The sequence below is a fragment of the Tenacibaculum sp. M341 genome (assembly GCF_004337695.1).
Lineage (GTDB): Bacteria > Bacteroidota > Bacteroidia > Flavobacteriales > Flavobacteriaceae > Polaribacter.
The window spans coordinates 1-20135 of sequence record NZ_SJXJ01000008.1 but is presented as its reverse complement, the minus strand read 5'-3'; the positions used below and the strand labels follow the sequence as shown (position 1 = coordinate 20135).

The following is a 20135-nucleotide window of genomic DNA, read 5'->3' as shown; positions in this document are numbered from 1 at the left end:
TGGTAAAGATTCTCACAATATTATCGTGTGAACTGTCTTATTCAAATCTATTGAAATTTTATTTTTCGCAGCGAATACTTCCCATAAATTCTTTATCAAAAAACACAAATTTCTCAATATCCTGAAAAAAATCCTTAATTCGTGTTTTCTCATCAATCAACCAATTACCTTTTCTATCCCTTATGCACTTATAATTAGTATAGGTTCCTGCCCAAACTGCCCAAGTTGAACCAATTGTATGAATTTTCATTAATTCAGTCATCATATTTTCAATCGTTGTATCTTCTGAAAACTCAGAAAACACATTGTGCCTAGACATATCATCACCGGCACAAACACTGTCTCTATCAGATTCAATAGTCATTAACCTTTCTTGATTTACCATAATTATTCGTTTTTAAGAACTCCATCCAAAATGAAGTACATATACAGCATTCTCAATTTCAAAAATAATGTCATCTCCAACCATGTCTCCCCCTATTTTATCAACAAAATATGTATCAATACCTTTTAGTTCGTATATATTTAAATTATCCACCTTGTTTAAAAAATCGTAAATAGACCTTTTAAACAATTGTTCTTTTCCAAAATATAATTGTGTAAGCTCATCTCTATCATCTAAACTAGTTCTGTGTTTACTCCAATACGCTAACTTTTGTTCTATAAAAATCTTAAAATCAAATACTAAAACTAGCTTTAAATTTTCTACATTTCTAGATGCTACTATTGTGTTTCCTTTTTCTGTTTTTACATACGGATTTTTATAGGCTTCAATTTTTAACAAATAACTCTTTAACCTATTAGCTAAATTTTCTCCTTCTGGTAAATCTAATTTTGAGAAATGATAATGACCTCCTGAGTTTGTAGATTCTTCTTGCATTTCACTCAAATACAAGTTTATTTTTTCGCGCATTTTTATCAAAACTTATTTATTTTTCCCCATTTCAATATCAAATATTTCTTTACCATAATTACCTAAATAATGTGATAATAATTTTTCATATACTTTATAACCATCATCTACATTAGTAAAAATTAAAATTCCTTGTTTTGTTTTTGGAAAAATAAACACTATCGTTTGTACTCCTTTATCAGCTCCTCCATGAGATAAGGCAAAATTCCCATCTTTAAAATCATACCTTTCAAATCCAAGTCCAAAATGCTTACCATTTTTACTTGCTACTTGTTTACGTTGTATTTCTTTAAAAACTTTTTCTGAAAAACCATCACCATTCATTACACTAATCAAAAACTTACTATAATCTTCAATCGTTGTTAGTAAATCATCTGCACCATTTTCTGTTCTCCTTTTTATCCTTTCATAGTTGTTTCCTTCCTTATCAAATTCTAAAGCCACCCTACCTTCTTCTATTTTGTCATCATCCCAAAAATAAGACGTATCATTCATTTTTAATGGTTCAAAAATAAGTTCTGTAGCTAACTGATTTAAAGTTTTATTAAACTTCTTTTCTAAAGCTCTTCGTAAAAACTCAAACCCTTCCCCTGAATAACCATATTGAGTTCCTGGAGTAAACTTAAAACTCAATTTTTTCTTTCTCCAATTAGGAAATCCTGTTTGATGACTTAAAACATGTCTTGTAGTTAATAACTTTACTCTTTTATCATTTTCCAAATCCGGATCAATCCAATATCTATAAATAGGTTCATCTAAACTCCATTTATTCAAACTAATCAATTTTAAAGCAACTATTGCTGTTACTGGTTTAGTTAAAGAAGCTACATTAAAAATAGTATTATACGGTGCTTTTTCATCTGATTTCAAATTCCCTAAAACTTTAATCTCTTGAAGTTTCCCTTTATTAATAACACCGATTCCAAGAGTAGGCACATTATTCTCCTTCAGCCAACTTATAAATTCATTTGTATTATCCACACTAAAATCTTGTTGTAATAACTCTTTCTTGTGATTATAACTCAAACTACGTTTCAACTTCCAATCCCCATTAATAAGTATCCAAACGTGCGTAAAATCGGCTGAACTTGCAAATTTTTCATTTTGCTTTCCAATTGTTTCGTAAAAGTTATGAACTCCTATTTGAATAGCTCCATAAGTTTTTCCCTTTTTAAATAAAGGGTATATTTTAGTACTTCCTTTTACTAATTCTCTTCGTGATTGATACTCTCCAGAAGTCCCACAAAGTCCTTTTTTAAGATTTAACAAAAACTGTTTTTTATTTGAAATACTATCTTTATCATGAAAAAACTCAAAATCTTCACTGTATAGGTTTTCAAATTGACTAATATCGCAAGTATTAAAACCTACATTAAACAACAAACTATCTTTAGCCATGATTGTTTTGTATAATTTAGTTTTTTTACCGACTTGTGCATTGATTAAATAGGATGTTAAAAGTAGTAATAGAATAGCGTATTTTTTCATAAATTATAATGTGTAGTTCATATTTAAGACTGATCAATTAGCTTTTTGTTACCTAATACTTTTACACAAACTCCAATATTAAATCTTTGTTTTCTTTTACACAGCCTTTGTAAAGCTCAATCATTTCTAACGTAATAGTTCTAAAAGCTATGAATATTTCTTTGGTTTCTTGCTGATATTTCTCTGAATTAAAATCTGGTAGTCCTATGAATTCTTGTTCAAATTTTAACCTAGCTTTTTCATATCCTTTTTGAATTAACTTAAAATCTACATTATCAAAATCGCAGATAATATTTTTTAGTGTATGTACCTCAAAAGCTTTCCAATATGCCTCTTTATCTATTTTTAACCAACCTAAATCGTCATTAAAATCATTTTGTGAATACTTGTTTTTATCAATAAATATTTCGTCATCTTCATCAAAAGTAGTCCAGAATAAATGATAAAAAAATGTATTGTAAAACCTTTTCTCTGTTACTGAAAAACACTTCGTTGCATACTCTATTGAGCTACTATAAATTATCAACTTTGATGTTCTTATATTTAAACTAAGCTCTTCCGAAGCGGCATGCTCAGTTAACTCTATATAATCAAAATCTGAATGATGAATTCTATGTTTTAGTTCATCTATTTTAGAAAACTTCGTTTTAATTCCGTTTAAAAAAGTGCCCATGTGTAAAGTAATACTTTGTTTCTCCTAATTTCCTTATTCAAAAAGTCTTTAGGTCAATTTTATTAAACAATATTTATCTAGTAATTTTTTTTTCACTCCGAAAAGTGTACCTAAAAATGATAGTAAAGAAATTATACTCTTTTGAATTACAAAAGGATATTTAGGAGAAAAAGCATCCAGCATTTTTAATGCTATAACAGTATGAAAAATATTTTTTGGTAATCCTTTGCTGTTTATTTTTCCATCACTAGCCAATCCATACATAATCTGTAAACCCTCAATCATTCTCTTCGGATTTTCAACTGTTACATCAAATACTGCTTCTTCTTCCGATACATTCAAAAACATATGATGTACTCCACTATTTATAATTGCCTCATCCCCTTCTGTTAAAACCTTTTTTGAATCACCAACTACAACTGTTAATTTACCTTTTCTGACTTTAAAAATTTCTTTTATGGCTGTATGATAATGCAATTGATTCTGTCCTCCATTGGCTGCTAAAATAGTTCGAAACAATAATTGATGTTTTGAACTTTCTAGTATTTCAATCTGATCTTTAATTATAGGGTTTGAAAATTTCATATTATCAATTAAAGCTTCATCAAATAGGTTATTTTCTTTCATATTCAGGAGAATGTTTAATCCCAAAGTAACCTTCTTTAAACTTAAATCTTACTGAATCTCCTTCATTCAAGCTCATATAATCCTCATAATTGACTATAAAATCTTCTCTCACTATTTCTTCAGACTCAAAATCATACAACCATCTTAACTTATACGATTCATCATATGGATACATTCCATGTATTCTATATGAATGAAATAGTTCTTCATTTTTTGAGTTTTCAATTATTCTATTAAAATATAAATATGAACCTAGTATTGACGCCTGAAACATACTAAAAAGAAAGTAACATACAAATCCAGTATTAAAAATGAATCCGAAAACTTCATCAACTCCCTTCAACATTTTAAAATTACTAAAGAAACGTAATATTACAATGAAACAAACTAAAATCAATATAAACCAAAAACTATTTTCTTTTAAATTTTCAACGTCTATTTCAGAATAATACACACGTTCACTCTTTAAAAATTCTTTTGAGAAATAATATAAAAACACCAAAAAAGCCATTAACAAAATAGCTTTAATAATTTCAATTCCCTTTTTCATAAACATTAAGTAATATAAACTACATCAAATTCAGCATAAATAAATCAGACGCAATTCCATCTGTTAAAAACTTCCCTTTTCGTGTTGTTTTTAATGTTTCATTTTCAATAAACAACAACTCTTCAGTAATAAACTTTTTACACTGCATTTTCAAGTACTTTAAATACTGTGCTCCAAAATCTCTTTCTATTTTATCAAAAGACACCCCCCAAATAGTTCGCAAACCAGTCATTACATATTCATTGTATCTATCTGTTATAGAAAGTTCTTCTATTTCATTTGGCAATTCATTCTGCTCTAAAGTCTTTATATACTTTGCATTGTTAGCTATATTCCAACTTCTTTCTTTGCCATTAAATGAATGTGCCGACGGACCAATTCCTATATATTTTTTCCCTTGCCAATAGGCAGAGTTATTCTTGCTAAAAAAGCCTTCTTTTCCAAAGTTTGATAATTCGTAATGGACAAATTCTGCTTTATTTAACTCATCAATTAAAATTAAAAATTGCTCTTGTGCAGCTTCATCATCCACATTATCAATCACACCTTTTTCAATAAATCGTTCTAAAGCTGTTTTGGGTTCAACGGTTAAAGCATAACTAGAAATATGTGGAACTCCAAATGACAGTGCTGTTTGTATATTCTCTCTCCATGCTTCATTAGAAACATTCGGAATTCCGTAAATTAAATCGATCGAAATATTATCAAAATAGCGAGTTGCAATTGACAAACTTTTTTTTGCTTCTTCTGCATTGTGTGCACGATTCATTAGTTTTAAATCGTGTTCAAAAAAAGATTGAATACCAATGCTTAATCTATTTACTGGAGATTTTGCTATTTCTAAAATTCTTTCTTCAGATAAATCATCAGGATTTGCCTCTAAAGTAATCTCAGGATTTGAAATCACATCATAATACTCATACACTGCTGATATGATCTGTTCAATCTCAGATTGATGTAACACACTTGGGGTTCCGCCTCCAAAATAAATAGTCGCTATTTGTTCTTTTTCAAATTCTTTTTTACGCAATTTGAGTTCTGTTATTAAGGCTTGAATCATTTCTTCTTTTCGTTTCAAAGAAGTAGAAAAATGAAAATCGCAATAATGACATGCTTGTTTGCAAAATGGTATGTGAATGTATATTCCTGACAATTTCTTAATGAGTTATTTATTTTTTCACTCTACCTCAAACTTTAATAGTTATTGAGGCTATCTTTTATTTTCTCTTTTTTCCTTTTACATATTTTCTAGAGTCTTCCTTCACCACATATAATTTAGGATTAATTTCCTTTAATCTTTGAATATTATCATTAGAAATCATCTCATGATCTACTAAAAGATGAGTTAGTTTCGGTAAAGTTGCGACTTCTTCTGGAATGTTTGCAAAGGCATTATTATGAACCCAAATAGTTGTTACGTTTTTTAAAGTAAAAATCTCTTCAGGAAAAACTTTAAATCTATTAAAATCTAAACTTACCCATGTAACACTTTTTAACTCTTGAATATTTTTAGGTAATTCTGTTAAATCATTCCCTCCTAAATTCAATGCTTCTAATGAACTTAGTTTCACAAAACTTTCAGGCAATTTTTGAATTTTATTAGCACCTAAATTAAAGTGTTTAAGTTTCGTTAGATATCCTATTTGTTTAGGTAACTTTTTAATTTTACATGCATTTGCAGAAACACTAACTAATTCTGAACAATAGGCTAATTCATCTCTCAAACTTTCTAAGCCTGTTCCTGAAACATCTAAACGCTGTAAACATTTTAATTGAGAAATAGACATTGGTAAATTTTTTAACCTTGAATTATTACTGACTCCCAATAACTTTAATCTCTTTAATTCTCCTATGCTTTCATTTATTTCTGAAAACCCATTAGTTGCCAATTCTAATACCTCTATATTTTTTAATAACTTTATTTCATCTGGAAGTTTTCTCAAATAGCAATTATTAAGCGATATGACCTTCAAGTTAGGTAACTTACTCAAATCTTTGAACAATTTACTTTTATCTTTAAATTTATTATTAGAAATATTTAATGTTTGTAAATTAATAAATTGAAATATCTCTTTAGGCAATTCAGTTAAGTCTGAATACGATAAATTTAAATTATATATATTTTCTTTATCATTTAATAATTCTTTCAAGTTAGTCACGCGTTCAAGATGTGCTAATTGTTCCATTAACTCAGATCTGAAATAATTTTTCCCTTGAAATATATCTAAATCTGAACATTCACTCTTTAATTGTTCTCTAGTTTCTTTAAGAGTTATTGATGGTATTTCAAAATTAATCAACTCCTCAAAAACCAGGTCTTCATTGACTATAGCTTTCAATAAAGAGTCATCTTTTTTAAATCCTCTGGCTTCTAAAAAAGAAGCATCCCATTCTGCTCCAACTTTATTCCCTCCAAAATACTTTGAATATACCCAGTAGTAATAAGCATTCTTTAAATCGTCGTAAACACCTGGTAAATGTAATCTTTTATCATATGCTTGTTCTGCCAAATCAAAATCTCTATCAGCAAAAGCAATACAACCTTTCCAAGTTAATAAAAAAGGATTCTCTCCTACTTTATTTATCAAATATTCGACTTCTTTTAAAGCTTTTTTATATTCTAAATTAACAAAATATGCTTGCATCCGAATAAATATAGCAACTTCATCCTCTGGCACAAACTCCAAATATTTTGTCAAATCTTTTATAATTCTTTCTTGATTATTTTCTTTTAGATTTGATAATGCCATTGCTCTAGAAAAATAACAATCGGCTTTACTAGGAGTTCTTTTTATTTGTTCGTCTAACAACAAAACTACACTTTTCCAATCTTTCTCTTTTACTGCTTTTTCGTAATTTAAAGCTAACTCTTCGTTTGTTAATTCTCTTGTACATGAATTTAAAAAAACACTTAGCAATAGAAATAACAAAACTCTAATTTTCATTTTCAAATCTTCAAATTGATTATTTATTTTTTCACTCTTTTTTCATTCTGCTTTACAAATGCAGCCCAGCCGGTATAATTCTTTCCACCTACTTTAGTTCCTGAATTATAAAAATGACAAACTGCAGCTGCCAAACCATCGGTAGCATCTAAATTTTTAGGTATCGATTTTAAATTCAATAACGATTTTAACATCAAAGCTACCTGTTCTTTACTCGCTTTACCATTACCTGTAATAGCCATTTTTATTTTTAACGGTGCATATTCAGTAACAGGAATTTCACGAGATAATCCTGCAGCCATTGCTACACCTTGTGCACGTCCTAATTTTAACATCGACTGAACATTCTTACCAAAAAACGGAGCTTCTAAAGCAATTTCATCAGGATTGTAAGTGTCAATTAATTGAATCGTTCTTTCAAAAATCAGTTTCAACTTCAAATAATGATCATCGTACTTTTTCAATATCAATTCGTTCATTTGAACAAACTCCATTTTTTTTCCAATCACCTTTATAATACCAAACCCCATAATGGAAGTACCTGGATCTATTCCTAATATAATTTTTTCTGTCTTCAAATATTCAAACTTTCTACAAATACAAAATTAGTCAATTCTTTTGGTTTGAAAGGTTAAAGACAGAAGGTTTGAGATTGGAAGTCTTTGCAAAATGTTCTTAAATTAGGTATTATTGACACCTAGTTAAAGACTGTAGACCGCTTCGCTGATAGAACAAAGAAAAGAGAGTTTTTCGTAACACTATAATAATCAACAGCTCTATAAAAATTCAATATAACTCCTCCACTCCTTAACTCCTTAACTCCTAACATACAACTATTTTCCGTATCTTAAACAAGATAATCAACACATTACAACAAATGGCTGTTTTTGGTTTACGCACTTCTAATCCTGCTTTCAACAGATACTTTTGGAAAAAACAACGTTCATTTAGTAAAAGTAAAATGAGTATTGGCGGAATCATTCTAAAATCTTTTGCCATGCTTACCATTGTATTGATTTCTTCTTCTTATACTTGGAAATTATTTTTCTCTGGAGTTATTATCAAATGGCACACCGCTATTGGAATGTTTTTGGCTATTATTTGTAGTTTGTTTATTTCATTTAAACATAGTGCTGCAAAATATTTATTACCTATTTATGCCATTGCTAAAGTTTTTTTCTTAGGCGGAATTAGTGCTTATGCTCATAAACAATTTCCAAATCTACCTTTCCAAGCAATTGCGGTTACCATTACTACTTTTTTTGTTATGCTTTTCTTATACAAAACTAAATTAATACGAGTAACCCAACAGTTTAAAGCAATCATCATTTCGGCTACTACCACTATATTTTTGTTTTATTTTATTGGCTGGATTTTATGGTTTATTAATATTGATGTTTCTTTTTTATGGGGCACTTCTTGGACAGCCATTGGATTTAATGTAGTTACTACAATAGTTGCTTCTTTTTCTTTAATGCTAGATTTTTATTACATAGATAAGCAAGTTGGACGATATCCTAAAGAGCGAGAATGGTTAGCTACTTGGGGATTGTTAATTACCTTAGTTTGGTTGTATGTTGAAGTACTACGACTAATGAAAAAATTAGCCATTCGGTTTTAATCGTATTGCAATGCCCTCTAATTATTGTTATATTATTTCCTATGCCAATAATAATTACACTTGTACCAAAAAATTAACACGTTTATACCTATTTTACTTTAATACTTAACATAGTTTTTGTTGTTTTGTTGTCATAGTCTAAAATGTTTAACCAAACACTAAAATTTATTATGGCAAATTTAACTATTAACGGAATTGACATTACTTTATCAGCTAGTTTATCTGGTACTGATTTTACTTTAACTGGAACAACTGCAGACGGTACAGTAACTGGTTACGCTTTTGTTGAAAACAATGAACCTGGAGCTACTGGTACCTATGGTATACAATATGAAATAATCGCACAAGCTGGTGCTTCTTTAACTGTAACTCATGCTGGTTACTCTGGTGAATCAATCAATGTATGGACTGTATTACCTGAAGGTGACGACACAGTAGGTGATCCTACAACTCCTAGAGGTACAAGAGTCATAGTTGATTAATTTATTTTAAAATAAAAATAAATCAAAAAAAAAATAATCTTTTGATTAAGTTTGCTATTATGTCACATAGCAAACTTTTTTTTATTTTTTTTATTTTTTTAGTCAATTCAATTCATTCTCAAGAAAAAAATATTAACGATAGTATTTTTTTCTCAAATGTTCTAAAAAAAACTTCTAATTTTCAACATTTCAAAAATTTTAAGAAAGCATCTTACTACTTTTCTCAAAAAGAATGGGATTCAACTTTAATTTATACACAAAAACAACTGAGTATAAAAAAACAAGATATACAAGTTAAAAACTATTGTTATTTATTCCGAGGAATTGCTTTAAATAAAAAAGAAGTTTATGAAGAAGCAATTAACCAACTAAGGTTAGTTTCTAATAATTTTAAATTTTCTGATAGAATAAAATTTTATCTTGGAATTTTGAATTTAAAATTAGAGAAATACAATAAAGCTTTATCATATTTTAAACAACTAGAATCTATTCCTAAAAATAAATTACTTTATTTGAATTATAATGATATTTTTGATAATATCGGATTATGCTATTTGTTTTTGAAGAAATATGAGAAATCGGAGATATATCTGAAGAAAAGCTATCAAAATGAAACAGATACTATAAAACTAATCCGTAAGTATGTAAATATCGCAAATTTATACTATACAAGATATCAAGATGATATAGCAATACCTTACTTTGAAAAGGCTTATAAACTATCTAAAGATTTAAGTATATCTCATAGAAAGATAGAACATATTAAATCTGATGAAAAGAGACGTGAAGTTTTCAAATACAGAGAAACTACTTCTGAAAATATGTCTGTAGTAGAAGAAAATCGTAAAGATTTTAAAAAAGCTCTAGTTTATAGAAAAGAAATGTTGAAATGGAGTGATTCCTTAAATAATCAAAATAGAATCTATGAAGTCGCAAAAAAAGAGAAAGAATTCGCTGTAAAAGAAAAGCAAAAAGAAGTAGACTTTTTACAAGTAGAAAATGAATTAAAAGAAACCCAACGAAACAATGTTATTTACATTGCAAGTGTTCTTTTACTATTGTTATTTGTAAGTATCTATTTCTATAGAGAAAAGGTAAAACGAAATAAAATTATTGCTGAACAAAAAGAAAACTTAGATGCATTAAACAATACAAAGGACAAATTATTTTCTATTGTAAGTCATGATTTACGTTCATCAGTAAATGCGTTAAAAACTAGTAATACCGTTTTGTTAGACAATTTACAATCAAAAAACATTAATGCTTTAGAAGGTTTATTACAAAAAAACAGTGCTATTGTAAATGGTGCTTACGGATTACTAGATAACTTATTAAACTGGGCATTGCTCCAAACCAATCAAGGCTATTTTCATATTGAGTCGTTACGTTTGTTTATTATAGTAGAGCATGTTGCGTATAATTACAAACCCCTCCTTTTTGAAAAAGAATTAAGTTTTGAAAATTCAATTAGCAAAAAAGCATTAATTTACGCTGATCAGGAATCTTTAAAAATTATACTTAGAAACTTGTTAGATAACGCTATTAAGTTTTCAAAACCAAACGGAGCTTTAAAAGTATATTCAGAAGAAGCTGGTGATTTTTGGAACTTAATTGTAGAAGATACTGGTTTAGGAATGAGCGAAGCCACCAGACAAGAATTATTAAAAGATTCTGCACTATTGCATAAAAAAGAACATGAAGAAGTATTGGGTACTGGTTTAGGCTTGAGTTTAGTGAAATCTATGATTCATAAAAACCACGGAAAATTCAATATAAAAAGCGAGTTAGGAAAAGGAACAAAAATGATTGTATCTTTACCCAAAACTCAGCCAAATGGATAATGTTAGTATATTAATTATTGAAGACACCGTTGCACAAAGTGATAAACTTTCTAAACTACTAGAAGACAATAATTATACAGTTGCAGGGGTTGCCAGAAATTTTCAAGAAGCACTTAGTTTATTTTACAAAGTAAAGGTTGATATTGTTATTATTGATATCTTTTTAAATGGTGTACCCGAAGGTATTACCTTTGCAGAAACTATTAACACCGTTCCTGAGGCTTCAAAACCTTTTGTGTTTTTAACCAGTTCTACCGACAGGCAAATTTTTGAGCGTGCTAAACTAACAAAGCCTTATAGTTTTTTACTAAAACCTTTTAATGAGTTAGAAGTATTGTATGCTATTGAAATGGCTATTGAAAAGTTTTACGATCAAAATGATGTGTTTTTTACAGAAGAAGAAGACACCGTTATTAGCAATGATAACTTATTTATTAAAAAAGGTAAATCGCTTAAAAAAGTACAATTATCTGATATTATTTACATTGGAGTAGAAGAAAAATACTGTAATATTATTACAGAAAAAGAGAAGTTTGTTATTCTTATTTCTTTAACTAAAATTTTGAAACTGTTAGATGAAAATGTTTTCTGTAGAACACATAGAAACTATATTGTAAATATTGATAAAGTAGTGGAAATTGTTCCTTCAGATAATCTTATTTTACTACAAGGAAAGCATCATGTTACTCTTAGCGAGCGTTACAAGCAAATTATTAAAAAGTTCCGTACACTTAAATAAGTTTATGTATTAAACTTTACACTATTTGTGCATTTGGAGTAAAATGCTGTCAATTCGAGTATTTTTTTCTTAATTAAGTAAAGGAAAATTGTAACTCCAAAATAGTTCTCGATATACTTTTTCGTGCCTCAAAAGCACTCGAACTGACAATTTAGGGTAATTTTAATTTTTAACTTAACATGAATTTGGTTTAAGAATGCATTTTTATAAGTAAGAAAATTAATGAATTATGTCATTACGATGAACGAAACTTAGTGAAGTGAAGAAGTAATCTGTTATTTTAATTAACGAAAACCTCTTTTTATAGACACAGATTGCTTCATCCGTTGCACTTCTTCGCAAAGACTTCTCTATTTACAAGTAGTTAAAGGTAAAAACACATCGAACTCACATTAACTTAGTTCTAAATAAAAAATCCTCTTTGATAGTTGTATCAGATCAATTAATTTAGCTAGGCAATTCTACTTTTAATGAGAACAATCATACTTCCTAATGAACTAAATATAGACTTAAATGATATTCAAATTTATGATTATCATAGTGCTAAAGAAATTACAAAACAACAAATAACACTTAACTACAACACCATTAGTTTTCTTTTACAAGGAAGTAAAGAAGTATATGGTAATAACTCTACTTTATCTATTGAAAACTCTGAGTTTCTTGTGATGAAATCGGGGCATTGTTTAATGACAGAAAAGCTATCTGAAAAACAACAATACAGAAGTTTTCTTTTATTCTTCTCTAATGAAATATTATTGAAATTAGCACAAAAAAACAAACTATTACCTTCAAAACAAAAAGCATACACATCAGTATACGCTTTTAATTACGACAGCTTTGTTACAGGATTTGTGAAAAGTCTTATTGACATATCTAAACTATCAAAAAACACTCAACAAAGAATGCTCAAATTAAAGTTAGAAGAAATAATCCTATACCTTTCTGATAAATTTGGAACAGATTTTTTGTATTCTTTAATAGCTAATAGCGATAATGTTACCAACAAATTCATGCAAACCATTGAAAGCAACAAACTAAACAAACTAACATTAAAAGAATTGGCTTTTTTATGTAATATGAGTGTTTCTTCTTTCAAAAGACAGTTTGAAAAACAATATGCTGAATCGCCTATAAAATGGTTTCAAAACCAAAGACTTGAACATGCACATTATTTGATTCATAAAGAGAAGAAAAGCTCTTCAGAGATTTACTACAATGTTGGTTATGAAAACTTATCTAGCTTTATTCAAGCTTACAAAACAAAATACGGAGTAACTCCAAAACAACAGTCTATGAACTAAAATAATATCAGTATTCTTACTTATTTACTTGTAATTAGAATGAGCTTTTAGCAACACTTTTTGAATTTCTAACGCTACTCATTCTGTATGCAACCATCTAATTTTGCTGTAAACTTTAAAATATAGCATCATGAAGAATTCAAATTTAATTTTAGTCCTATCTTTATTTATATCTACTATTGTTTTTAGTCAAAACACCTTTACATTAACAAGTAACGATTTAGGTGGATCGACTACAAAAACTCAAGAGTTTAATGGTTTTGGTTGTACTGGTGATAATCAATCACCGCAATTATCTTGGAAAAATGCACCTAAAGGAACCAAAAGTTTTGCCATAACAATGTACGATCCTGATGCACCAACCAGAAGTGGATTTTGGCACTGGGTTGTTTTTGATATTCCATCAAATGTAACAGAATTAGTAACAAACGCTGGGAATCCAAAATTAAACTTAGCCCCAAAAGGTGCTATTCAAAGTTTAACAGACTATGGAATTAAAGGTTTCGGCGGACCTTGTCCTCCAAAAGGTCACGGATTACATCAATATATTATTACAGTTTATGCTTTAAAAACTGATAAATTAGGTTTAAATGATACGATAAATCCGGCTGTAGTTGGTTTTAATCTTTGGAATCAAACTATTGCTAAGGCTAGTATTGTTGCATACTATAAAAGATAATATTCCTAATAGATAGTGGTTTAAGCAAAAGTTTGAGCCACTATTTATTGTATAAAGTATTATAGCTTGTAAATATTTATTATCTCATCAGCACCTTACGCTGATCACTCTGAAACTCTACAATACCATCAGCACCTCACGCTGATCACTCTGAAACTCTACAATATCATCAGCACCTCACGCTGATCACTCTGAAACTCTACAATACCATCAGCACCTCACGCTGATCACTCTGAAACTCTGCAATACCATCAGCACCTCGCGCTGATCACTCTGAAACTCTGCAATACCATCAGCACCTCGCGCTGATCACTCTGAAACTCTGCAATATCATCAGCACCTCGCGCTGATCACTCTGAAAATTACACCAAACAGCATCAACCCCACACAATGAACTAAAAATCAATACATTAAAAACAAAAAAAACAGCCGTTTCTAATTATGTAATTTTTTATTCCTTTTTTTTCTGTATTCATGGAAAAAAACTTCGCTCTTATTCCATTTTAAACGTTTTACAGCTACATCTCAAGTAATTTTATGTCAGAAACATCTCACTTATAAAGGTTTCAAACAAATATTACTAATCTTAAAAAACACATAACATGGCTACAAACGTTTTTCAATTATCAGCTTTAAGTCAAAACGATCTAGGAGCAGCAGACGGAGATAAATTACAAATTGAAATTACTGCAATTCATAATGGTACTTTAGCTGCAGGCTCTTTTCCTATAAATAAAGAAGTACCATTACCAATACCTCCAGGAGAAGCTAACCCAGCACCAGCTACACCAACTTGGTTTTTAGTTCCTAATGGTGAAGGAACACCTTCTTTTGATGTTGTTATTTCATCTGCTTCAGACCCTTCATATCCAACAACTAAAATTACAGTAACAGAAGATACTGTTATAGGTTGGGTTACAGAACCTTTTAACGATAGAGTAAATCAAATTTATTCAAAAGGTGAAAATGGAATCATCGGTTTTGCTCAAAAAGGTCCTAACGGATATATATACACACTTACTGCAGGAATATTAAATCCTAGGTTACATGGAAATCCTGTAAGTGCATAACACATACTTTTCAACTTTTTCTGTTTGAGTACTACTATTTGATTTTTAAAAAACTATAAGCATCAAGATTACTTATTGTCTTGTAATGACCAAATCAAAATTAGGCATTGCTCAAACAGCTTTTTATAACAAAAAAAACTAATTTATTATGTCACAAGAAACAGTTCAAAAAATAAATAACGATAAAGATATTACTCAAATTGGAGCTATACATAACGGATCTAGATCTTTTGGTCCTGTAAAATTTACTTATAGTGTAAATACAAACACAGAAACAGCTACGGTTGCAGCCTCTATGCTGGGAGTTTCTCTTGGTTCTAGTACACTTTCCTTAGAAAAACCTCAAGCTCAATTTGGAGGAAATGTCAGTTTATATAATGTGAATGCCACTATTGCTATCAACTTTCAAGAAAAAAAATTATACGGTTTTGTAGATGTTAATATGATGGGCAAAACAATTTACCGTGGAAACGTAACACTTTTAGATTGGTAAATTTTTAATAAGAGTTAAGAAGACTTCCACAGCATTCAACTAAAAAAACTAACTATTTAATTATACAAAATTAACCTACATGAATACTTTACAACCTACAGAAATACAAACATCACCTTCTTCTATTCCTATGGAAGCAACCGCTAAATACCATTCAGAATTAACTGAAAAATATCAAAATACTGATCCTGAACACGTGGTATTTAAAACTGGTGAAAAAGCATTGATAAATTTTAATGGCTATTATGCTATTAATACTACTACTGTAAAAGGAGCTTTTTTTGCAGTTGATACTAATATGCATATGAAAAAAGGTGCTACTAAACCTATTTACGATGTATCTTTTCTTATTTGCTTAGATGGTATAACTTGTAAAAGATATGCTTTTACAGGTTATTTTAATGGTAATGTACTAACACAAACTAGTAATGATAATACTAGTGTAGACTTAAATTTAACGTTTACCAGAGAAGATAATAGCAAAGGAACTACAGCTAGTCTTTCAGGAAATATTGCTTTACCAGGAGCCTCTCCTGTGCAAGTATCTGGTGTTACCTACAACAACCCTATTAAATATGAAATTTATGAGGGAACTTACTACAATGTAATAGGTACAAATAAAAAAGAAAACAAACCAGGTACAAAAGTGGAAGCTTTACAAATTAAAAACGGTTATGAAATTTTATTCGATTACGATAGTAACGACGGAACTCTTGTAAAAGTTCCTTCGTATACTTATAACTTAAACATGTATTTCTTTTCTTTTTCAAAAAAAGATGCAGAAGAAAAGAAAAAATACCACTTAATAATGGGAACGGGAGCTGCTAAAGGATTGGTAGCTGGAAACATGATAATTACAACACCTAAGGAAGGTAAAAAAACTGTTGCAAACAGACAGTTGTTAACCATACCTTTTCCTAATAGCGATAAACCTGGTTTTCCTAATTTAAGTAGTAATGAATTGGCTAAGTTTAGTGCATACTACACACTTCCATCAGTTGCGCCTAACGCCTTTTTTTCTATTCAAGCTGAATACAATAACATTGATTCTTTTGACATTTACGGAGTAATTATTAGCTATTCTGCTGATGGAACAACTTCTAATGGTTTTTATTTTGATGAAAACAATATGTCTTTTAATAATAATGTGTTAACAGCAAAGGCAAGCGCTAATGGTGTAGACTATTCTTTTCATATTACATTTAACAGAACTTACGATGCTACCAACAGATCATTAGTAACTATTTCTGGTAACATTATCACAACAAAAAGTGCTAATGGTTCGCTAATAGCAAATCAAACTATCAATGGATACACACCATTCAACCCAGTTCCATTAACTGCTTTTGGAGGTGCAATTTTAACAGGAACTACCACTTTAGAAAATGGTAAAACTGAAAATCTTAGTCTTGAAATTATAAATGATAATGAAATCATTTACAACGGTATTACTATGAAAAGTTTCATTTATGTACCACTTATGTACATACTTGCATATCCTATAGAAAATACAACTTTAGTAATGTCTTTCGGACCAGATAGTGTAAAAGGAAACTCGTGTATTATTACCGATTACTCAGTGACTCCTCCAAAAACTTTATTTGTATGCGCAATTAACAATTAAATGAAAAAACCATGAGTACAACAACACAAAATGTAGCAGCAGCTATTCAAAAATATCTGGAAAGCGTAAAAACTACCATAGGAAAAATTAACGATTCTGACGGAAATCCAATTCAAATTCCGAATTACGCTGATTTATATACAGCAGCAGGAAAATTAGATACTGTTGATAACCCTACAGAGATTATGTATACCATCAATTCTTTACTAGGAAGAGCAAACAATGTTGGATCTGAAAGTGTTCAATTTGATAACGGTCAACCAACATCACAACTTTCTTTTCCACAAGATCATGCATTGCATCCTAAAATGGGAAGTGAATGGTATTGGATAGGTTGTCATTTAGATGTTACTGATGAAAACGGTAATAAAGGAAAGTTATCTATTATGGATACCATGCAAAAAATTAGATCTGTAGGTACTGATATTCAAGCTGAAAATAACTGGACAGATGAACAAGTTGCTTTGACATGTAATATTGCTACAGTAACCGTAAAAATGGATGCTAATGATGAAACTAGTTATTATAGAAGAACTAAAAATCAACAATGGGGATTAAAAGGTGGTACTACTTCTTTTAGCAAACCTGGTGATGCTTTTTCTTTTATTTCTGGTGCTGATTCTTTAACTGGAAGTATCGATGTATTACCTCTAAGGTTAGTTGTGAATGATGGTGACAACATGCAAATAGATATAACCTTAACAAAATCTTATTTTGTTGATACTGAATCTTCTTTTTTCTTACAAGGAATGCCAACAAAAAACGGTGGTACAGGTTTTACTCCATTACCTACTCCAGGTATGTATTATAGCTGGCCTCAAGTTCAAGTTACAGGTATCATTTCTGTAGGAGGCAAAACATATAAAGTTGATGCTGGAACGGGTTGGATAGATCATCAGTTAATGACTGCTTCTCTTTTAAATTCAAAAGGACAGCCTGACACTAAATTATTCCAACATACACCTACTAATTTTCCTATTAATGGTTGGATTTGGCAATATTTCAATCTTGAAAATGATACGTCATTTACAGGTGCAGGATTTATTTTAGGAGACTATCCTACCAATAATACTGTAAAAATGGATTATGGATATTTTTTACAGCCGAATTATGAAAACAAATCGTGGAACGCTACTTTTATTTTAGGTAATATTGATGTGGATGATTATCAAGAGTTCCCATCAGACTGTAACAATCCACATAGTACACCAGTAAAAATACCTATCAAGAGAGATTATAAACTTTATAGTGTAGATGGAAGTCTTGCTGAAGAATTAGCATTATTATTTCACCCTATTGAAGGACAAGCGATTCCTTGGTTTAATAATGGCACTTTTAATAATCCTGATGGAAGTTTCTGTGCAGAATTTCCTGCAAATTTTGTAAGTGGCAATCCAAATAGTCACCCTAACGGAGTTGGTTATTTAGAATCTGTTGGTTTAGAAGAAGTAAATCAATATAGAGCCTATGCTTTAAGTGTTTTACAAGGTTTAGTTTTTGAAACTACGGAATAAAAAGCACTAATTTTTAAATATTTAGCTGAATTTCATTTCTTTTATAGTCTGAAATTCAGCTTCTTTTATTTTCAAACAAATCATTTTAAATTTTTATTATCCTAACTTCAAGTACATACAAAATTAATGTTAACTAAAAACTTCGTAAAAACCAAGCCTCTAAAAAAACAACCCACTACAAAACAAACAGTTAACTCTTACTATAACTTCCCAACACTTTCTTTTTTTCCTATTACTTACTTAATGCTATAGTAATGTAAAATACATTTTACCATCATACACCCAAGCTAATTTTAAGAATGTATAATCATATAAATTTTTAAAAATGAAAAATTACTTTAAATCTTTAATCATAGCAACAGCTATTAGTTTTGGTATTGTTGGATGTAATAACAACGAAAATGCAGATGCTATTGGTTTAGATGAACAACAAGAAAATTCATTTTCTGGTAAAACAACAATCAACGGACATCAATTAGTTTACCAAGTAAAAGCGTTAAACGAATTAAGCTTTACTACTACTGTAAAAATTGACGATTTTACGTTACAAGCAAATGTAAAATACGACAATCAATCAATTGACTTTGATGGTAAAAACGCGGTATTAACTTTAGAACAAAAAGAAACTTTATTAGATTTAGGTAATGAAATTTCTCAGTATTTATTTGAAGATAAATCTGTAGAAGATTTTACAATGACTGAATTTACCTTATTAAGATTGTTAGAGTATTGGGCAAAATCTCCAAATGGTTATGCTCACTCAAAAAGAAGTGTTATTTCTAACATTGATCAACCTTTAAAAAGCAGAGATGAAGGTATTACTTGTATTAGAAAAAACACTTATGTAACTGCTGAATATGATGATGATAGCGGTAATGTACGTGAATCTATTTTAGTAAACGGAAGCGATTGTATTGGTCGTTGTGGTTCTGGTTGTGGTTCTTTTTTCTCTTTAGCTAGTGCTTGGACTAAAGATTGTTTAGATCATGACAGATGTGGTCGTGTAAACGGTGGTAGCACTAATCCTTTTGACAGCGAATGTGGTGACGAATATGCAGAAGCTGCTGATGATTATTTATTCGGAGTTATTAGAGGTTGTAGAGGATAAACTATATACAAGTGTCAGTTAGTGCAGATTTAAAACGTTGTTTTTAGCAGTGCTCTAACTGACATTTTCAATGATCTATCTGTTCGTCAATAAACAATGATCAATATTTTAATTTGGAAATAGCTTATTTAATCCGTTATACATTTAGGAAAAATTAGTTTTTAAGCTATTGATATTCCTATTTAATTCAAACCTATTAATGTACTTAATTATTGTTGCTACTGTTACTTTGGATAAGATTCGATCTTTAAAATTATCAAAAGATTTAGCATAATTTCTACGAATCATAAACTAATCTAACAACTTAAAGAACAAAGTTTCAATTCTTATTTTATAAACCATAACCCGTTGTGCATTTTAAGTAATATTGATTTTGATATTGTTTATATTTCTATTGAAAATGAACTTATTTATATATTGAATCAATGTTAGCGCTGTTATTTTGGATAGTATCCTAGTTTTAA

General features: G+C 29.5%; 20 protein-coding genes and 2 pseudogenes. 11 read left to right on the top strand and 11 right to left on the bottom strand.

What is annotated here, in order from left to right; translation table 11 throughout:
• Positions 1-58: 58 nt before the first annotated feature.
• The 9 genes from EYW44_RS10280 to ruvC form a co-directional block, all read right to left on the bottom strand.
• Positions 59-385, bottom strand: coding sequence for a hypothetical protein (locus EYW44_RS10280; RefSeq protein ID WP_132723583.1), 327 nt, complete (start codon positions 383-385; stop codon positions 59-61).
• A gap of 12 nt (positions 386-397) precedes the next feature.
• Entirely contained in the window at positions 398-913 is a 516-nt protein-coding gene (locus EYW44_RS10275; RefSeq protein ID WP_132723582.1) for a hypothetical protein, read from the bottom strand.
• Positions 914-925: 12 nt separating this feature from the next.
• Entirely contained in the window at positions 926-2401 is a 1476-nt protein-coding gene (locus EYW44_RS10270) for a serine hydrolase (RefSeq protein WP_132723581.1), read from the bottom strand.
• Positions 2402-2462: 61 nt separating this feature from the next.
• Positions 2463-3074, bottom strand: a complete 612-nt coding sequence (locus EYW44_RS10265) for a hypothetical protein (protein WP_132723580.1) — start codon at positions 3072-3074, stop codon at positions 2463-2465.
• Positions 3075-3122: 48 nt separating this feature from the next.
• A complete protein-coding gene (locus EYW44_RS10260; protein WP_132723579.1) occupies positions 3123-3701 on the bottom strand; it encodes a cupin domain-containing protein in 579 nt (192 codons plus the stop codon).
• Positions 3688-4251, bottom strand: coding sequence for a hypothetical protein (locus EYW44_RS10255; RefSeq protein ID WP_132723578.1), 564 nt, complete (start codon positions 4249-4251; stop codon positions 3688-3690). Before EYW44_RS10255 ends, EYW44_RS10260 begins: the two co-directional genes overlap by 14 nt.
• Positions 4252-4270: 19 nt before the next feature.
• The gene (gene hemW / locus EYW44_RS10250; RefSeq protein WP_132723577.1) at positions 4271-5404 is read right to left on the bottom strand and encodes a radical SAM family heme chaperone HemW; all 1134 of its coding nucleotides are present in this window, start codon (positions 5402-5404) and stop codon (positions 4271-4273) included.
• A gap of 64 nt (positions 5405-5468) precedes the next feature.
• Positions 5469-7196: a leucine-rich repeat domain-containing protein gene (locus EYW44_RS10245; RefSeq protein ID WP_132723576.1), complete on the bottom strand. Its 1728-nt coding sequence runs from the start codon at positions 7194-7196 to the stop codon at positions 5469-5471.
• Between the two features lie 23 nt (positions 7197-7219).
• Positions 7220-7774: a crossover junction endodeoxyribonuclease RuvC gene (gene ruvC, locus EYW44_RS10240; protein WP_132723575.1), complete on the bottom strand. Its 555-nt coding sequence runs from the start codon at positions 7772-7774 to the stop codon at positions 7220-7222.
• Positions 7775-8073: 299 nt separating this feature from the next.
• Between ruvC and EYW44_RS10235 the strand changes: the two genes are divergently transcribed.
• The 11 genes from EYW44_RS10235 (at position 8074) to EYW44_RS10185 (ending at position 19671) form a co-directional block, all read left to right on the top strand.
• Positions 8074-8817, top strand: coding sequence for a Bax inhibitor-1/YccA family protein (locus EYW44_RS10235; protein ID WP_132723574.1), 744 nt, complete (start codon positions 8074-8076; stop codon positions 8815-8817).
• 170 nt (positions 8818-8987) lie between these two features.
• Entirely contained in the window at positions 8988-9299 is a 312-nt protein-coding gene (locus EYW44_RS10230) for a hypothetical protein (RefSeq protein WP_132723573.1), read from the top strand.
• Positions 9300-9727: 428 nt separating this feature from the next.
• Entirely contained in the window at positions 9728-11140 is a 1413-nt protein-coding gene (locus EYW44_RS10225; RefSeq protein ID WP_243643640.1) for an ATP-binding protein, read from the top strand.
• The gene (locus tag EYW44_RS10220) at positions 11133-11879 is read left to right on the top strand and encodes a LytR/AlgR family response regulator transcription factor (protein WP_132723571.1); all 747 of its coding nucleotides are present in this window, start codon (positions 11133-11135) and stop codon (positions 11877-11879) included. Before EYW44_RS10225 ends, EYW44_RS10220 begins: the two co-directional genes overlap by 8 nt.
• A 470-nt stretch (positions 11880-12349) precedes the next feature.
• Entirely contained in the window at positions 12350-13183 is an 834-nt protein-coding gene (locus EYW44_RS10215) for a helix-turn-helix domain-containing protein (RefSeq protein ID WP_132723570.1), read from the top strand.
• A 130-nt stretch (positions 13184-13313) separates the two neighbouring features.
• A complete protein-coding gene (locus EYW44_RS10210; protein WP_132723569.1) occupies positions 13314-13862 on the top strand; it encodes a YbhB/YbcL family Raf kinase inhibitor-like protein in 549 nt (182 codons plus the stop codon).
• Positions 13863-14464: 602 nt separating this feature from the next.
• Positions 14465-14932, top strand: a complete 468-nt coding sequence (locus tag EYW44_RS10205; protein ID WP_132723568.1) for a hypothetical protein — start codon at positions 14465-14467, stop codon at positions 14930-14932.
• Between the two features lie 148 nt (positions 14933-15080).
• Positions 15081-15425 carry a hypothetical protein gene (locus tag EYW44_RS10200; protein WP_132723567.1) on the top strand — a complete coding sequence of 115 codons (345 nt, stop codon included), beginning with the start codon at positions 15081-15083 and terminating at the stop codon, positions 15423-15425.
• Between the two features lie 79 nt (positions 15426-15504).
• Positions 15505-17049 carry a hypothetical protein gene (locus EYW44_RS10195; RefSeq protein ID WP_132723566.1) on the top strand — a complete coding sequence of 515 codons (1545 nt, stop codon included), beginning with the start codon at positions 15505-15507 and terminating at the stop codon, positions 17047-17049.
• An 11-nt stretch (positions 17050-17060) separates the two neighbouring features.
• Positions 17061-18563 (top strand): lipocalin-like domain-containing protein, encoded by a 1503-nt coding sequence (locus tag EYW44_RS10190; RefSeq protein ID WP_132723565.1) that lies wholly within the window; start codon positions 17061-17063, stop codon positions 18561-18563.
• A gap of 325 nt (positions 18564-18888) precedes the next feature.
• Entirely contained in the window at positions 18889-19671 is a 783-nt protein-coding gene (locus tag EYW44_RS10185; RefSeq protein ID WP_132723564.1) for a hypothetical protein, read from the top strand.
• Between the two features lie 144 nt (positions 19672-19815).
• Here the strand turns inward: EYW44_RS10185 and EYW44_RS22920 are convergent.
• Positions 19816-19998 (bottom strand): annotated as a pseudogene (locus EYW44_RS22920) (IS982 family transposase); the annotation flags it as partial.
• Positions 19999-20028: 30 nt separating this feature from the next.
• Positions 20029-20135: pseudogene (locus EYW44_RS10180) on the bottom strand (IS982 family transposase); the annotation flags it as partial.